This is a genomic window from Pseudomonas sp. B21-017 (genome assembly GCF_024749245.1).
Classification (GTDB): domain Bacteria; phylum Pseudomonadota; class Gammaproteobacteria; order Pseudomonadales; family Pseudomonadaceae; genus Aquipseudomonas.
The window spans coordinates 459,952-473,602 of the sequence record NZ_CP087194.1 but is presented as its reverse complement, the minus strand read 5'-3'; the positions used below and the strand labels follow the sequence as shown (position 1 = coordinate 473,602).

The window sequence follows — 13,651 nt, the reverse complement described above, 5'->3', positions numbered from 1 at the left end:
CCAAAGAATAAGAGGCTGAAACACTGCAACAGCCATGCCGATTGTATACAACTAAATCGACAATTTATTCTTTGGTTGTGCGCAAAGCCGCTCAGGCCTGGTTGATCGTCTTGGCGATCACTTCAACCGTGGCGCTGACTTGCTCTTGGTAACGGTCGAGTTCCTGCTGGTGACGCTTTTGCATTTCGATCTGCTGCGAGCACAGATTCATCGCCGCCAGCACCAGCAAGCGGTCACCGATCAGTGCCGGGTATTTCTTTTTGGTCTCGGCCAGAGCGGCCTTCAACATTAAGGCGGCGTCCAGCAGGGTCTGCTCTTCCCCGGCCGGAGCCTTGATTGAATAGTCTTCACCCAGAATCGAGACGACTTTTACCCCTGCGGCGCCGTAACTCATGCGCTGACAGGGCCGGCGCTGACGCGCTCAACCAAGGCCTGAATGCGTGCAACGGTGGCGCCTTGTTTCTCTTCCTGTTCCATCAGGCTCAGTTGCAAGCTTTCGTTTTCATCCTTGACCTGGGCCAGCTCCGCACTCAGGGATTGATTGGTGCCGAGCAGCGCCTGGTTCTGTTGCACCAGGTCGCTGACCAGTTGTTCCAATTGGCTTAGGGTTGCTTCTAACATTTTGATTTCCGGGCATTTTCAAAGGGCGCGTACGATAAAGAAAAGTCACTGTGGAAGCCAGGGGTATGCAGGCGCAAGGCCTTGATTTTCCTGGCGGTCGACCTTCCTCGCGAACTTTAAAGACTGCGATTGACGGCTCTGGTTCCTGCACTTCGTCGTCGCGGCCCTTCTGCGACAAATACGCGCAGCGACTCAAGACTTTAGTCGCATGACCGATAAGTCATCCATACAACAGTCTCAGCCTCGCACGGAGGCGCTTTTTTCGGTGAACACCATGTCCCTAAGAAATATGAATATCGCACCGCGGGCGTTCCTCGGTTTCACCCTGATTGGCGCCATGATGCTGATCCTGGGTGTGTTCGCCCTGAACCAGATGAGCAAGATTCGCAGCGCCGCCGAAGAGATCACCTCGAACAGCGTACCGAGCATCAAAAGCCTCGACGAACTCACTCAGATAACCCTGCGCCTGCGTGTGCTGTCTTATCGCCTGTTGGTGAATCGTGAGCCGGACGTCCAGCAGAAAACCATCGAGCTGCTGGAAACCCGTAACCAGCAGATCCGAGCGGCGCAGACGAGCTACGAAAAGTTGATCGCCAGCCCGCAGGAACGTGCAGCCTATGATCAGTATGTGCAACTGCTGGGTCAGTACCGCCAGATCGAAGATCGGATGAAGAGCCTGTCGCGCAACAATCAGGTCGACGAACTGCGCACGCTGCTCAACACCGATTTACTGAACAACGTTGAAGCCACCAACGCCGCGCTCAACCGTTTGCTGGAGATCAACACTCAGCAGACCATCGACACCAACCAGCAAGCCGCCGACCAGTACTCTTCGGCCTTCAACCTGGTGGTGACCCTGCTGGTCATCGCCACTGGCCTGACTCTGCTGTTCGCCTGGCTGCTGACCAACAGCATCACCAAGCCGATCGCCAACGCCCTGAGCGCCGCCGAAGAAATCGCCGAAGGCAACCTGACGCGCCCGATCACGGTTGACGGTGCAGACGAAGCCGGTCGTCTATTGGCCGCCATGGAGAAGATGCAGGACAAACTGCGCGACACCCTGCAACGGATTTCCGGTTCAGCCACGCAACTGGCATCCGCCGCGGAAGAGCTCAACAGTGTCACCGACGAAAGCGCCCGCGGCCTGACCCAGCAGAACAACGAAATCGAACAGGCCGCCACCGCCGTCAACGAAATGACCAGCGCCGTGGAAGAAGTCGCGCGCAATGCCGTGAGCACTTCCGAAGCCTCGAAAAACGCCACCACCTCGGCGGGAGACGGTCGTGACCTGGTACAGGAGACCGTCAGCGCCATCGAACGCATGAGCGCCGATGTGCAGAGCACCGCCACCCTGATCGGCGATCTGGCCAACGAGTCGCGAGACATCGGCAAAGTGCTGGACGTGATTCGCGGCCTGGCCGACCAGACCAACCTGCTGGCGTTGAACGCCGCCATCGAAGCGGCCCGTGCCGGTGAAGCCGGTCGTGGTTTTGCGGTGGTTGCCGACGAAGTACGTGCCCTGGCCCACCGCACCCAGCAGTCGACCAGCGAAATCGAACGCATGATCGGCAGCATCCAGAGCGGTACCGAACACGCCGTGGACTCGATGCGCAACAGCACCGAGCGCGCCGAGTCGACCTTGAACATCGCGCGCGGTGCCGGCCTGTCGCTGGACACCATCAACAGCGCCATCGTCGAAATCAACGAGCGCAACCTGGTGATCGCCAGCGCGGCCGAAGAGCAGGCGCAAGTGGCCCGTGAAGTGGACCGCAATCTGGTGAACATTCGTGACCTGTCGGTGCAATCGGCCACCGGTGCCAACCAGACGAGTGCGGCCAGCAACGAACTGTCGCGCCTGGCGCTGGACCTGAACAACATGGTTGGACGGTTTAGCCTGTAACGGCTCCCCTCTGTGGCGAGGGGGCTTGCCCCCGTTCGGCTGCGAAGCAGTCGCAATTGACCCACGCGTTGAACCTGGCGCACCGCAGCGCCGGCTTTGGGGTCGCTGCGCGACCCAACGGGGGCAAGCCCCCTCGCCACAGGGGATGATCGCCGTCAAAAGCTTTTTGACAGCATCACATTTCAACAGGTTAGAATCGCTGGCACGCGGACTGCATGGTCAGTTTGCGCCCGCCTTTACGCTTCCGGAGTACTGCCCTTGAATGCGACGACCATCAACAGCCTGTTCTTGATCGGCGCGTTGCTGGTAGGTGCGAGCATTCTGGTGAGCTCACTTTCATCGCGCCTCGGGATCCCGATTCTGGTGATCATCCTCGCGGTGGGCATGTCGGCCGGTGTCGACGGCGCCGGCATTATTTTCGATAACTACCCCACGGCTTATCTGGTCGGTAACCTCGCCCTGGCAGTGATCCTGCTCGACGGCGGCTTGCGCACCCGGGTGGCGAGTTTTCGCGTGGCGTTATGGCCGGCGCTGTCGCTGGCCACGGTCGGGGTGTTGATCACCACCGGGCTGACCGGGATGGCGGCGGCGTGGTTGTTCGACCTGAACCTGATTCAGGGCCTGCTGATCGGCGCCATCGTCGGTTCCACCGATGCCGCGGCCGTGTTCTCGCTGCTCGGTGGTAAAGGCTTGAACGAGCGGGTGACCGCGAGCCTGGAGATCGAGTCCGGCAGCAACGACCCGATGGCAGTATTTCTCACCGTCACCCTGATCGACATGCTCGCCAGCGGCCAGACCGGCCTGCACTGGAGCCTGCTCGGGCACTTGCTGCGTGAGTTCGGTATTGGCGGCGTCATCGGCCTCGGCGGTGGCTGGCTGATGTTGCAACTGGTCAACCGCATCCACCTGGCCACCGGCCTTTATCCAATTCTGGTGATTGCCGGCGGCCTGGTGGTGTTCGCCCTGACCAACGCCCTGCACGGCAGCGGCTTTTTGGCGGTGTACCTGTGCGGCCTGGTGATCGGCAACCGCCCGGTACGCAGCCGTCACGGCATTTTGCATATGCTCGACGGCATGGCCTGGCTGGCCCAGATCGGCATGTTCCTGGTGCTGGGGCTGCTGGTCACGCCCCATGACCTGCTGCCGATCGCTTTGCCGGCGCTGGGCCTGGCGCTGTGGATGATTCTGTTTGCCCGTCCGCTGTCGGTGCTGGCTGGCCTGCTGCCTTTCAAGGCGTTCCATGGACGCGAGAAGGCATTCATTTCCTGGGTTGGCCTGCGCGGCGCCGTACCGATCATTCTGGCGGTGTTCCCGCTGATGGCGGGGCTGCCCAATGCTCAACTGTATTTCAATCTGGCGTTCTTTATCGTGCTGGTGTCGCTGTTGGTGCAGGGCACAAGCCTGCCGTGGGTCGCCAAGCTTTTGAAAGTGACCGTCCCGCCAGAGCCCCTGCCGATCTCCCGATCGGCGCTGGAAGTGCATGTCACCAGCGAGTGGGAACTGTTCGTGTATCGCCTCGGTGCCGAGAAATGGTGCATCGGTTCACCCCTTCGCGAACTGAAAATGCCCGAAGGCACACGTATCGCAGCCCTGTTTCGTGGCCAGCAACTGCTCCATCCGTCGGGTAGTACGGTGCTCGAAGTCGATGATTTGCTCTGCGTGATCGGCCATGAACACAACCTTCCGGCCCTCGGAAAACTCTTCAGCCAGGCACCGCAACGGGGGCTGGATTTGCGCTTCTTCGGCGACTTCGTACTCGAAGGAGACGCCCAGCTGGGCGCGGTTGCGGCCCTGTACGGATTGAAAGTCGAGGGCATCGATCCGAACATGTCCCTGGGCCACTTCATTGCCCAGAAAGTGGGCGGCGCTCCAGTCGTCGGTGACCAGGTGGAGTGGAACAACACCCTCTGGACCGTCGCGGTCATGGAAGGGAACAAGATTGGGAAAGTGGGCGTCAGATTCCCCGAAGGAAGTCGCCCCGGCCCCGGCCTGTTCCTCTAAACTCCACACTTCGTCTCGTTTTCGATCGGTCTCTATGTCAACTCTGCGTACCTTTTTCATCATGGCCCTGCTGGGCTTGAGTCTTTCCATCAACACGCTACAAGCCGCCGAGCCGCCGTCCAGCGAAGCCGTGCAAGCGAGCCTGGACAAGATCGCCGACCGCAAACTGCCGGAGGCCGATCAAAAAGCCCTGCAAGCGGTCCTGCAGAGCACGCTCACCCAGCTCAACAACCGGCGTGATTACGACCAGAAACTGATCGATCTCAAGCAGCAGTTGACCAACGCTCCCAGGCAGAACATCGAGAACCAGCGCGAGCTGACCCGCCTCAAGGCCACCAAAGTGGTGCCGGTGGGGCAACGCTATACCAAAGAGACGATCCAGCAGCTTGAGCAACTGCTGACCGAACGCTCCACTCAACAAAGCGACCTGCAGAAAGCCCTGGCCGAAGCGAACAGCCTGATCATTACCGCCCAGACCCGCCCCGAGCGCGCCCAGGCCGAGATCTCTGCCAGCCAGACGCGCATCCAGCAGATCAACAACATCCTCAAACTTGGCAAGGACAGCGGCAAGACCCTGACCGCCGAGCAACGCGATCAGCTCAACGCCGAACTCGCGGCACTGAACGCCTTGATCCCGTTGCGTCGCCAGGAACTGGCCGGCAACAGCCTGTTGCAGGACCTGGGCAACAGCCAGCACGACTTGCTGTCAGAAAAATCCGATCGCCTGGATCAGGAGATCCAGGACCTGCAAACCCTGATCAACCAGAAACGCCTGGCCCAGTCACAAGAGACCGTGACCCAGCAGTCCATCGAGGCGCAGAAGGCCGGCGGCAGTAGCCTGCTGGCCACCGAAAGCGCGGCCAACCTGAAGCTCTCCGACTACCTGCTCAAAAGCACCGACCGCCTCAACGAAGTCACTCAACAGAACCTGCAGACCAAGCAGCAACTGGACAGCGTGACCCAGAGCGACTCGGCGCTGGACGAACAGATCAACGTGCTCAAGGGCAGCCTGCTGCTCTCCAAGATTCTCTACAAACAGAAACAGGCCCTGCCGCGCCTAAGGCTCGACCGCGACCTGGCCGACCAGATTGCCGACATTCGCCTGTATCAGTTCGAAGTCAGCCAGCAACGGGAACTGCTCAGCAACCCGATCACCTACGTCGATAACCTGCTGGCGACTCAACCACCCGAGCAAGTCACCCCGCAACTGCGCAAGAGCCTGCTGGACCTGGCCAACACCCGCGCGGACCTGTTGGAGCGCTTGAATCGCGAACTGAGCGCGGTGCTCAACGAATCCATCACGCTGCAACTCAATCAGAAACAACTGCTCAGCACCGCGCAAAGTCTGCGGGCTACGCTGGACGAGCAGATGTTCTGGATTCCCAGCAACAAACCGCTGGATCTTGAGTGGATGCACAGCGTGCCGGAACGCCTGCAACGCCAGGTCACTACCCTGCCGTGGGCTTCGAGCCTGAGCGAATTGACCGATGGCCTGACGCAACGACCGCTGCTGTTCCTGCCACTGGCCCTGTTGATCGGCGCGCTGCTGTGGCGCCGCAAAAATCTCTATTCCCGCCTGAACAAAGTTCACCAGGACATCGGCCATTTCAAACGCGACAGCCAGTGGCACACCCCGCAAGCGATTCTGATCAACATCCTGCTGGCGATGCCGGTTTCCCTGGGCCTGGCCTTGTGCGGCCTGGCCTTGCAGATCGACGCCCGCGGCCAGAACGCCAACATGGGCGCAGCGCTGTTGCAGATGGCCCAGGCCTGGCTGGTGTTCTACACCGCCTACCGCATCCTCGCGCCGGGTGGCGTGGCCGAACTGCATTTCCGTTGGGAAAAGCCCCAGGTCGAATTCCTTCAAGGCTGGATTCGCCGGCTCGGGCTGGTGGTGATGGCCCTGGTGACTGTAGTGGCGGTCGCCGAGCTGCAACCGGCGGCGCTGGCCGATGACGTGCTTGGCATGCCGGTGGTGCTGACCTGCTACGCCTTGATGACCTGGCTGCTCAGCCGCTTGCTGGTCAGCAGCCCAAACCATGAAAACGCCTCGCTGTTCCGCAAGGCCGTGGGAATCATGTTCACCGTCCTGCCGATCGCGTTGTTCGTCGCCGTGTGCTTCGGCTACTACTACACCGCGCTGAAACTCAGCGACCGGTTGATCAACACCCTGTACCTGCTGATGTTCTGGCTGGTGATCGAAGCCACCTTCGTGCGCGGCCTCAGCGTTGCGGCACGGCGCCTGGCCTATCAGCGCGCCCTGGCCAAACGCCAGGCTGCGAAAGAGGCTGGCGACGGCGAAGCCGTGATCGAAGAGCCGACCCTGGACATCGAGAAGGTCAACGAGCAGTCGCTGCGACTGATCCGCCTGGCCCTGCTCGGCGGTTTCATCGCGGCGCTGTACTGGGTCTGGTCGGACCTGATCTCGGTGTTCTCGTACCTGGACAACATCACCCTCTACGAATACACCAGCGGCACCGGCGCCAACATGAGCATGGTGCCGATCAGCATCGGCGACATGCTTGGCGCGCTGATCATCATCGGCATCACCTTCGCGCTGGCGCGCAACTTGCCGGGTCTGCTGGAAGTGTTTGTGCTGTCCAAGCTCAACCTGGCCCAGGGCAGTTCCTACGCCACGACCACGTTGCTGTCCTATGTGATCGCCGGTGTCGGTTTCGTCTCGACCCTGTCCACGCTCGGCGTGAGCTGGGACAAGTTGCAATGGCTGGTGGCAGCGCTGTCGGTGGGTCTCGGTTTCGGGATGCAGGAAATCTTCGCCAACTTCATCTCCGGCATCATGATCCTGTTCGAACGCCCGGTGCGGATCGGCGACACCATCACCATCGGCAACCTGTCGGGCACGGTGAGCAAGATCCGCATCCGTGCCACGACCATCACCGACTTCGATCGCAAGGACATCATCGTCCCGAACAAGACGTTCATCACCGGGCAACTGATCAACTGGTCGCTGACCGACACCATCACCCGGGTGACCCTCAAGCTCGGCGTCGACTACGGCTCGGATCTGGACCTGGTGAAAGAACTGTTGCTCAAGGCCGCACGCGATAACCCGCGTGTGCTGAAGGACCCGGAACCCCACGTGTACTTCCTGAACTTCGGCGAAAGCACCCTCGACCACGAGCTGCGCATGCATGTGCGCGACCTCGGTGACCGTAACCCGGTGCTCGATGAGGTCAACCGCTTCATCAACCGCGAGTTCAAGAAGCAGCACATCAACATCTCGTTCCGGCAGATGGAGGTCTATCTCAAGAACCTTCAGGGCCAGGAATACAAAATGGTCCCGGTTGAGCCGGAAACCAAAACCGTTGTTCCGGAACCCACCAGCAAACCGCGGCAAGAGCCACCGCCTGTCGAACTCGACTAAGCGCGCTATCCCTAGCAGAATGCTCGGACATTCTGCTGGAGATGGCCGTTGAAAGCCCTCGACGAACTGACCTTCGACAATCGCTTCGCCCGCCTGGGCGATGCGTTCTCAACCCACGTACTGCCTGAGCCCATTGCGGCTCCGCGACTGGTGGTCGCCAGCCCCGCCGCCATGGCGCTGCTGGACCTGGACCCGGCCGAGGCCGAAACACCAGTATTCGCCGAGCTGTTCGGCGGCCACAAGCTGTGGGCTGAAGCCGAGCCGCGGGCGATGGTCTATTCCGGGCATCAATTCGGCTCCTATAACCCGCAGTTGGGTGACGGTCGCGGCCTGTTGCTGGGCGAGGTCTATAACGAAGCCGGCGAGCATTGGGACCTGCACCTCAAGGGTGCCGGTCAGACGCCTTACTCACGCATGGGCGATGGACGGGCGGTGCTGCGCTCCTCGATCCGCGAATTCCTTGCCTCCGAAGCCCTGCATGCCCTGAACATTCCCACCACGCGCGCACTCTGCGTGATCGGCTCCGACACGCCGGTCTGGCGCGAGAAACAGGAGCGCGCGGCCATGGTCCTGCGCCTGTCGCCGAGCCATGTGCGTTTCGGGCACTTCGAATTTTTCTACTACACCAAGCGCCCCGAGCAGCAGAAAGAACTCGGCGAGCACGTGCTGGCCATGCACTTCCCGCACTGCCTGGAGCAGCCGGAGCCGTACCTGGCGATGTTCCGCGAAATTGTCGAGCGTAATGCCGAACTGATCGCCAAATGGCAGGCCTATGGGTTCTGCCACGGCGTGATGAACACCGACAACATGTCGATCCTCGGCATCACCTTCGACTTCGGCCCGTTCGCCTTCCTCGACGACTTCGACGCCCACTTCATCTGCAACCACTCCGATGACCAGGGCCGCTACTCCTTCAGCAACCAGGTACCGATTGGCCAGTGGAACCTCAGCGCCCTCGCCCAGGCCCTGACACCGTTCATCAGCGTCGAAGCCCTGCGCGAGACTCTCGGCCTGTACCTGCCACTGTTCCAGGCCCACTACCTGGACCTGATGCGCCGCCGCCTCGGCCTTACTACCGCCGAAGACGACGACCAGAAACTGCTGGAGCAGCTGCTGCAACTGATGCAGAACAGCGGCGTCGATTACAGCCTGTTCTTCCGCCGCCTGGGCGATGAGGCACCGGAGCTGGCTGTCGCCCGGTTGCGCGATGACTTTGTCGACATCAAGGGTTTCGATGCGTGGGGCGAGCTCTACGCCGCCCGGGTTGCCCGTGAAGGCGTGATTGATCAGGAGCAGCGCCGCAAACGAATGCATGCGGTCAATCCGCTGTACATCCTGCGCAATTATCTGGCGCAAAAAGCCATCGATGCGGCGGAAAGCGGCGACTATTCAGAAGTTCGTCGCTTGCACGCGGTATTGAGCAATCCGTTCGAGGAGCAGCCTGGAATGGAGAGCTACGCCGAGCGGCCACCGGAATGGGGCAAGCATCTGGAGATCAGCTGTTCGTCGTGAGGCTTGTCAGATAAAGGTCTCTACGGACACACCAAAGCGCTCGGCCAACCAGCGAACCTGCCGCAGGTTGAGCTGGCGCTTGCCGCTTAAGATCTCCGAGACTACCGATTGCGTGCCCACACCGGGCAGCTCGCTCTGGCTCAGGCCGTGTTCGCGCATCATATAGCCAAGAACCTCTGCACCAGAGGCTTCGCGCATGGGGTGATGGTTGCGATCCCACTCCGCAATCCAGTCACCGATGATGTCCACCAAGCTCATCAACGGATGCGACTCATCATCGCCGGTCATCTCAAGCAATTCATCGAGTGCCCGCGCCAACATGTCATAGTCGTCTTCGTTTTTCGGTTTTCGAAGCAATGGCGAGACGAACTCCCAATGCTCAGCAGCTTTTTTGATTAGAACACTCATACCCTTCCCTCCTTCCATTTACCGCGGTCATATTCGCTATGATCCAGCACATGCTTGATATAAAGCTTTTGAGACCGATACCTGACAAAAGCGATAAGCCGCAATTTGTTGCCACCGATGTCGAACACATGAAACTCGCCGACTTTGTCGGTTGCGGGAAAAATAGACTTCATCGCCGCGAAGTCTCCCGGGCTACTCCCTTTGGCGAGTCGATACCACTGCTCCAATGCATTGGCTGCCCGCGGCCACTTTTCCTTGGCCTCACGAATTGGTTTTTCAGTAAACACATGCATGCAACATCCTTATCGCATTCTGCTATGGGGAGTTAAACACAGATCAAAAATATCGCAAGTTGCGATAGCTCTCGGCAGACCAACGGTCTCGCTCAGTACGATTCAGCCTAGTTTCATCGCCAGACGCTGCACGATTGAAAATATGAGCAAACGTCTCCACATAGGAGTGATCGGCTTCTTAACAGGACCTCCTTCATGACCGACCCACTCCTCATCCCCTGCCCCCACTGCAACGGCCTGAACCGCATCCCCGCCGAACGCCTCAACGATCATCCAAAATGCGGCCGCTGCAAGGCTGATGTCCTGCTGAGCAAGCCGTTCGAACTGAAGCAAGGCGATTACGCCAGTCAGATCAAGGGTGACCTGCCGTTGCTGGTGGATGTGTGGGCTGATTGGTGCGGGCCGTGCAAATCGTTTGCGCCGGTGTTCGAGCAAGCGGCGGGGCAATTGGCAGGCAAGTGTCGGTTGGCCAAGCTGGACAGCGAGGCGAATCAACAGTTGTCGGCGCAGCTGGGGATTCGCTCGATCCCGAGCCTGATTCTGTTCAAGAACGGCCGGGAAGTGGCTCGCCAAAGCGGGGCCTTCCCGTTACCGCAGTTGATGAGCTGGTTGCACAGTCAGGGGATCTGATTGCCTTTCAGGCATTTTCCAGCAGGTTGTGCAGTTCGACGAATTGCTGGGTCAGCTTGTGCCGCGGGTCGAGGTGGATCAGCGGCGTGTTGGCCTGATGGGATTCGCGCATGCGCACCGAACTTGCCAGGTACACCGGCAGTACCGGCAGCCCTTCGGCGATCAGTTCGTCGAGAATTTGCTGCGGCAGACTGGCGCGGGCCTGGAACTGGTTGACGACAATGCCTTCGACTTCCAGCCCTTCATTGTGGTCGTCCTTCAACTCTTCGATTTCCGCCAACAGACCATACAACGCCTGGCGCGAGAAGCTGTCGCAGTCAAAGGGAATCAGCACGCGATCAGCGGCGATCAAGGCGGAGACGGCATAGAAATTCAGCGCTGGCGGGGTGTCGAGGTAGATCCGGTCGTAATCACCGTCCAGCTCCTCGAGCAATTTGCGCAGCTTGTTGATCTTGTGTTTGGCCTCAAGCTTGGGCTGCAAGTCTGCCAGCTCAGCGGTGGCAGTGATGACGTGAAGGTTGTCGAACGGAGTTTCGTAGATGTCGACCTGACCTTTCTTCGAGAACGGCCCGGAGGACAGGGTCTGCTTGAAGAAGTCGGCGATACCCATTGGGATATCCTCACCGGTGAGCCCCGTCAGGTATTGAGTGGAGTTGGCCTGGGCATCGAGATCCACCAATAACGTGCGATAGCCTTCGCTGGCGCTGACCGCCGCCAGATTGCAGGCAATGCTTGATTTGCCCACGCCACCTTTCTGATTGAACACCACGCGCCGCATGTCTAAACCTCCGTGTATCAAAGAATGACCGAGTGTAGTAGTCCACATCGCTGCTTAGCTACCTCGCCAGCATCTAGACTACACAGTCATAGGCAAATCTCTGGCCGGAACAGCTGCCAACTCGTCCATTGATAGCCGACAGTGCCGACAGACATGTCCGCCGCATTGTGGATAATGGCCAAACGACAGCTTTTCGCGAACCAGACGGTACATTTCGTTGCGCAAAATGTAACCAGCATTTGCTACACGCCCGCAGCACCGGGATAATGCGCGCCACTCGGCGTTAAGCGCCACGTCAGGTCAGCCGCGGTTCTTGCGACTCACCGCGTTAAAGGAAGCCCGCAGGGGCGGGATGAATGTCTGTGATCAACTTCAACATCGCCCAATGGCGCGCTTGGGCCCCTGGGCTTGAAAGCGTGGATGATTGGCAGGCCTGGAGCCGACAACCGGTCGTGCTCGAGCCCAGCGATGCCGCCCCGGATGTGTCGTTTCTGCCGGCCATGCAGCGTCGGCGACTCAGCCGTCTGGCGCGGATGGCGTTCAGTGTCGGCTGGCCCTTGGCCGAAGGTCATCCGGATTTACCGTTGGTCTTTATTTCTCGCCACGGCGAAACCCCGCGCACCTTCGAAATTCTCAGCGATCTGGCGACCGACCAACCGTTGTCGCCCACCCAGTTCAGCCTGTCGGTGCACAACGCGGTCATCGGCCTGTGGTCGATCATGCGTGGCGAAACCAGCGAAATGACCGCCCTCGCCGCCGCCGGCGATGGTCTTGAACACGGCATGCTAGAGGCCGCGGCGCTGCTTGAGGAAGGCGCGCCCGCGGTACTGCTGATCGTCACCGAAGAGCAACCTCCCGCCGCCTACTCGGCCTGGATCGATGATGTGCCTTTCCCTTATGCGGTCGGCCTGTTGATCACCCCCGGTAATCAGTGGCAACTGTCGCTGAACAGCGACCCGCACACGTTGTCCAAAGCCCGCTGGCCCCATGCTCTGAATCTGTTGCGTACGCTGCTCGGCCAGCAAACAACCTGCCAACATGCCTGGAAAAATCGTGTATGGACCTGGCAACGCAACCCGTAACCGATAAAAACCGCGACGCCTACTACTGGCGCCTGCTGGCCACCGCCGCAAGCTTTACCCTGTTCGGGTTGAGCAGCCTGTGCCTGCGACTGGTGGTGTTCCCGCTGTTGAACTGCCTGCCAGGAGACGCTCAGGTCCATCGTCAACGCGCGCGACATACGGTCAGCCGGTGTTTCTGGTTTTTCATTCGGTTCATGGCGCGCAGTGGCGTGCTGACCTATGACATTCAGGGGGCAGAAAAGCTCGGGCGCCCAGGCCAAATGATCGTGGCCAACCACCCCTCGCTGATCGATGTGGTGTTTTTGATCGGACTGGTGCGCCACGCCAACTGCGTGGTCAAGAAAAGCCTCTGGGAAAACCCGTTCACTCGCGGTCCGCTACGCTGTACCGAATACATCAGCAACGATGGCAGCATGGACATGCTCGACGCCGCTGCCGACGCGCTGAAAAGCGGTCAGACCCTGATCATCTTTCCCGAGGGCACCCGGACCCGACCCGGCCAACCGCCGGCCTTTCATCGGGGGGGCGCGGCAATCGCCCTGCGCGGTGCGAGAATCCTCACCCCAGTGATTATCAAGGTCAACCCGACCACATTGACCAAGGCCGAACCCTGGTATCGGATTCCCAAACGCCGCGTGCACTTCAGTTTTCGCGTCGGGGCCGATATAGACCCACAGGCCTTCGCTACGCAAGGCCCTGCACCCCAGGCCTCGCGCAAGCTCAACGACTATTTGCACTCTTACTTTATCAAGGAGCTCGCCGAAGATGAGCGATCAGAACACCGTTAGCCTGATGCAGGAAATCAAAGAGCTGATCATCGAAGCCCTGGGCCTCGAAGACATCAGCGTCGACGACATCGGCGACAACCAGACGCTGTTCGGCGAAGGCCTGGGCCTGGACTCGGTAGACGCGCTGGAACTCGGCCTGGCGATCCAGAAAAAGTACGGCATCAAAATCGATGCCGACGCCAAGGACACCCGTAATCACTTCAGCAACGTGGCGAGCCTTGCGGCGTTCGTCACTGCAAAACAGGCAGCTTGA

Annotated in this window: 13 protein-coding genes and 1 pseudogene; 9 read left to right on the top strand and 5 right to left on the bottom strand. The window is 59.9% G+C overall.

All coding sequences use genetic code 11. The features are described 5' to 3' along the window. Positions 1-91: 91 nt before the first annotated feature. Together LOY28_RS02140 and LOY28_RS02135 are read right to left on the bottom strand one after the other, a co-directional pair. Positions 92-394 carry a cell division protein ZapA gene (locus tag LOY28_RS02140; RefSeq protein ID WP_007936757.1) on the bottom strand — a complete coding sequence of 101 codons (303 nt, stop codon included), beginning with the start codon at positions 392-394 and terminating at the stop codon, positions 92-94. Beyond that, positions 391-621, bottom strand: coding sequence for a hypothetical protein (locus LOY28_RS02135; RefSeq protein ID WP_018928577.1), 231 nt, complete (start codon positions 619-621; stop codon positions 391-393). The genes LOY28_RS02140 and LOY28_RS02135 overlap by 4 nt, the downstream gene beginning before the upstream one ends. Before the next feature lie 208 nt (positions 622-829). Between LOY28_RS02135 and LOY28_RS29990 the strand changes: the two are divergent. From LOY28_RS29990 to selO, 5 genes and pseudogenes are all read left to right on the top strand, one after another. Beyond that, positions 830-1,666: pseudogene (locus tag LOY28_RS29990) on the top strand (MCP four helix bundle domain-containing protein); the annotation flags it as partial. After that, entirely contained in the window at positions 1,649-2,521 is an 873-nt protein-coding gene (locus LOY28_RS29985) for a methyl-accepting chemotaxis protein (RefSeq protein WP_370695248.1), read from the top strand. The pseudogene LOY28_RS29990 and the gene LOY28_RS29985, both read left to right, overlap by 18 nt. Before the next feature lie 258 nt (positions 2,522-2,779). Next, entirely contained in the window at positions 2,780-4,522 is a 1,743-nt protein-coding gene (locus LOY28_RS02125; protein WP_018928579.1) for a potassium/proton antiporter, read from the top strand. A 34-nt stretch (positions 4,523-4,556) separates the two neighbouring features. Then, positions 4,557-7,907 carry a mechanosensitive channel MscK gene (gene mscK, locus LOY28_RS02120; protein ID WP_258612992.1) on the top strand — a complete coding sequence of 1,117 codons (3,351 nt, stop codon included), beginning with the start codon at positions 4,557-4,559 and terminating at the stop codon, positions 7,905-7,907. 48 nt (positions 7,908-7,955) lie between these two features. Further along, entirely contained in the window at positions 7,956-9,419 is a 1,464-nt protein-coding gene (gene selO / locus LOY28_RS02115; RefSeq protein WP_064615953.1) for a protein adenylyltransferase SelO, read from the top strand. A gap of 6 nt (positions 9,420-9,425) precedes the next feature. Here selO and LOY28_RS02110 read toward each other — a convergent pair whose 3' ends face one another. Next, positions 9,426-9,827 carry a type II toxin-antitoxin system HigA family antitoxin gene (locus tag LOY28_RS02110; protein WP_018928582.1) on the bottom strand — a complete coding sequence of 134 codons (402 nt, stop codon included), beginning with the start codon at positions 9,825-9,827 and terminating at the stop codon, positions 9,426-9,428. After that, entirely contained in the window at positions 9,824-10,120 is a 297-nt protein-coding gene (locus LOY28_RS02105) for a type II toxin-antitoxin system HigB family toxin (RefSeq protein WP_018928583.1), read from the bottom strand. Before LOY28_RS02105 ends, LOY28_RS02110 begins: the two co-directional genes overlap by 4 nt. Positions 10,121-10,315: 195 nt before the next feature. Between LOY28_RS02105 and trxC the strand changes: the two genes are divergently transcribed. After that, a complete protein-coding gene (trxC, locus tag LOY28_RS02100; RefSeq protein ID WP_258612991.1) occupies positions 10,316-10,750 on the top strand; it encodes a thioredoxin TrxC in 435 nt (144 codons plus the stop codon). A 7-nt stretch (positions 10,751-10,757) separates the two neighbouring features. Here the strand turns inward: trxC and LOY28_RS02095 are convergent, their stop codons facing one another. Next, positions 10,758-11,528, bottom strand: a complete 771-nt coding sequence (locus LOY28_RS02095; protein WP_018928585.1) for a ParA family protein — start codon at positions 11,526-11,528, stop codon at positions 10,758-10,760. 356 nt (positions 11,529-11,884) lie between these two features. On the opposite strand from LOY28_RS02095, the gene LOY28_RS02090 reads away from it, so the two are divergent. Genes LOY28_RS02090 through LOY28_RS02080 form a run of 3 tightly spaced genes read left to right on the top strand, consistent with a single transcriptional unit; the run spans position 11,885 to position 13,651 of the window. Beyond that, entirely contained in the window at positions 11,885-12,610 is a 726-nt protein-coding gene (locus LOY28_RS02090; protein ID WP_064615949.1) for a beta-ketoacyl synthase chain length factor, read from the top strand. Continuing rightward, positions 12,586-13,398, top strand: a complete 813-nt coding sequence (locus LOY28_RS02085) for a 1-acyl-sn-glycerol-3-phosphate acyltransferase (RefSeq protein ID WP_018928587.1) — start codon at positions 12,586-12,588, stop codon at positions 13,396-13,398. The genes LOY28_RS02090 and LOY28_RS02085 overlap by 25 nt, the downstream gene beginning before the upstream one ends. Beyond that, positions 13,376-13,651: a phosphopantetheine-binding protein gene (locus LOY28_RS02080; RefSeq protein WP_018928588.1), complete on the top strand. Its 276-nt coding sequence runs from the start codon at positions 13,376-13,378 to the stop codon at positions 13,649-13,651. Before LOY28_RS02085 ends, LOY28_RS02080 begins: the two co-directional genes overlap by 23 nt.

What these genes read in the sequence shown, in the direction of transcription:
- LOY28_RS02095 (WP_018928585.1), bottom strand. Translation starts at nt 11,528, where the DNA reads ATGCGGCGCGTGGTGTTCAATCAGAAAGGTGGCGTGGGCAAATCAAGC.
- LOY28_RS02140 (WP_007936757.1), bottom strand. Translation starts at nt 394, where the DNA reads ATGAGTTACGGCGCCGCAGGGGTAAAAGTCGTCTCGATTCTGGGTGAA.
- LOY28_RS02135 (WP_018928577.1), bottom strand. Translation starts at nt 621, where the DNA reads ATGTTAGAAGCAACCCTAAGCCAATTGGAACAACTGGTCAGCGACCTG.
- LOY28_RS02085 (WP_018928587.1), top strand. Translation starts at nt 12,586, where the DNA reads ATGGACCTGGCAACGCAACCCGTAACCGATAAAAACCGCGACGCCTAC.
- LOY28_RS02110 (WP_018928582.1), bottom strand. Translation starts at nt 9,827, where the DNA reads ATGAGTGTTCTAATCAAAAAAGCTGCTGAGCATTGGGAGTTCGTCTCG.
- trxC (WP_258612991.1), top strand. Translation starts at nt 10,316, where the DNA reads ATGACCGACCCACTCCTCATCCCCTGCCCCCACTGCAACGGCCTGAAC.
- LOY28_RS02105 (WP_018928583.1), bottom strand. Translation starts at nt 10,120, where the DNA reads ATGCATGTGTTTACTGAAAAACCAATTCGTGAGGCCAAGGAAAAGTGG.
- mscK (WP_258612992.1), top strand. Translation starts at nt 4,557, where the DNA reads ATGTCAACTCTGCGTACCTTTTTCATCATGGCCCTGCTGGGCTTGAGT.
- LOY28_RS02080 (WP_018928588.1), top strand. Translation starts at nt 13,376, where the DNA reads ATGAGCGATCAGAACACCGTTAGCCTGATGCAGGAAATCAAAGAGCTG.
- LOY28_RS29985 (WP_370695248.1), top strand. Translation starts at nt 1,649, where the DNA reads ATGGAGAAGATGCAGGACAAACTGCGCGACACCCTGCAACGGATTTCC.
- LOY28_RS02090 (WP_064615949.1), top strand. Translation starts at nt 11,885, where the DNA reads ATGTCTGTGATCAACTTCAACATCGCCCAATGGCGCGCTTGGGCCCCT.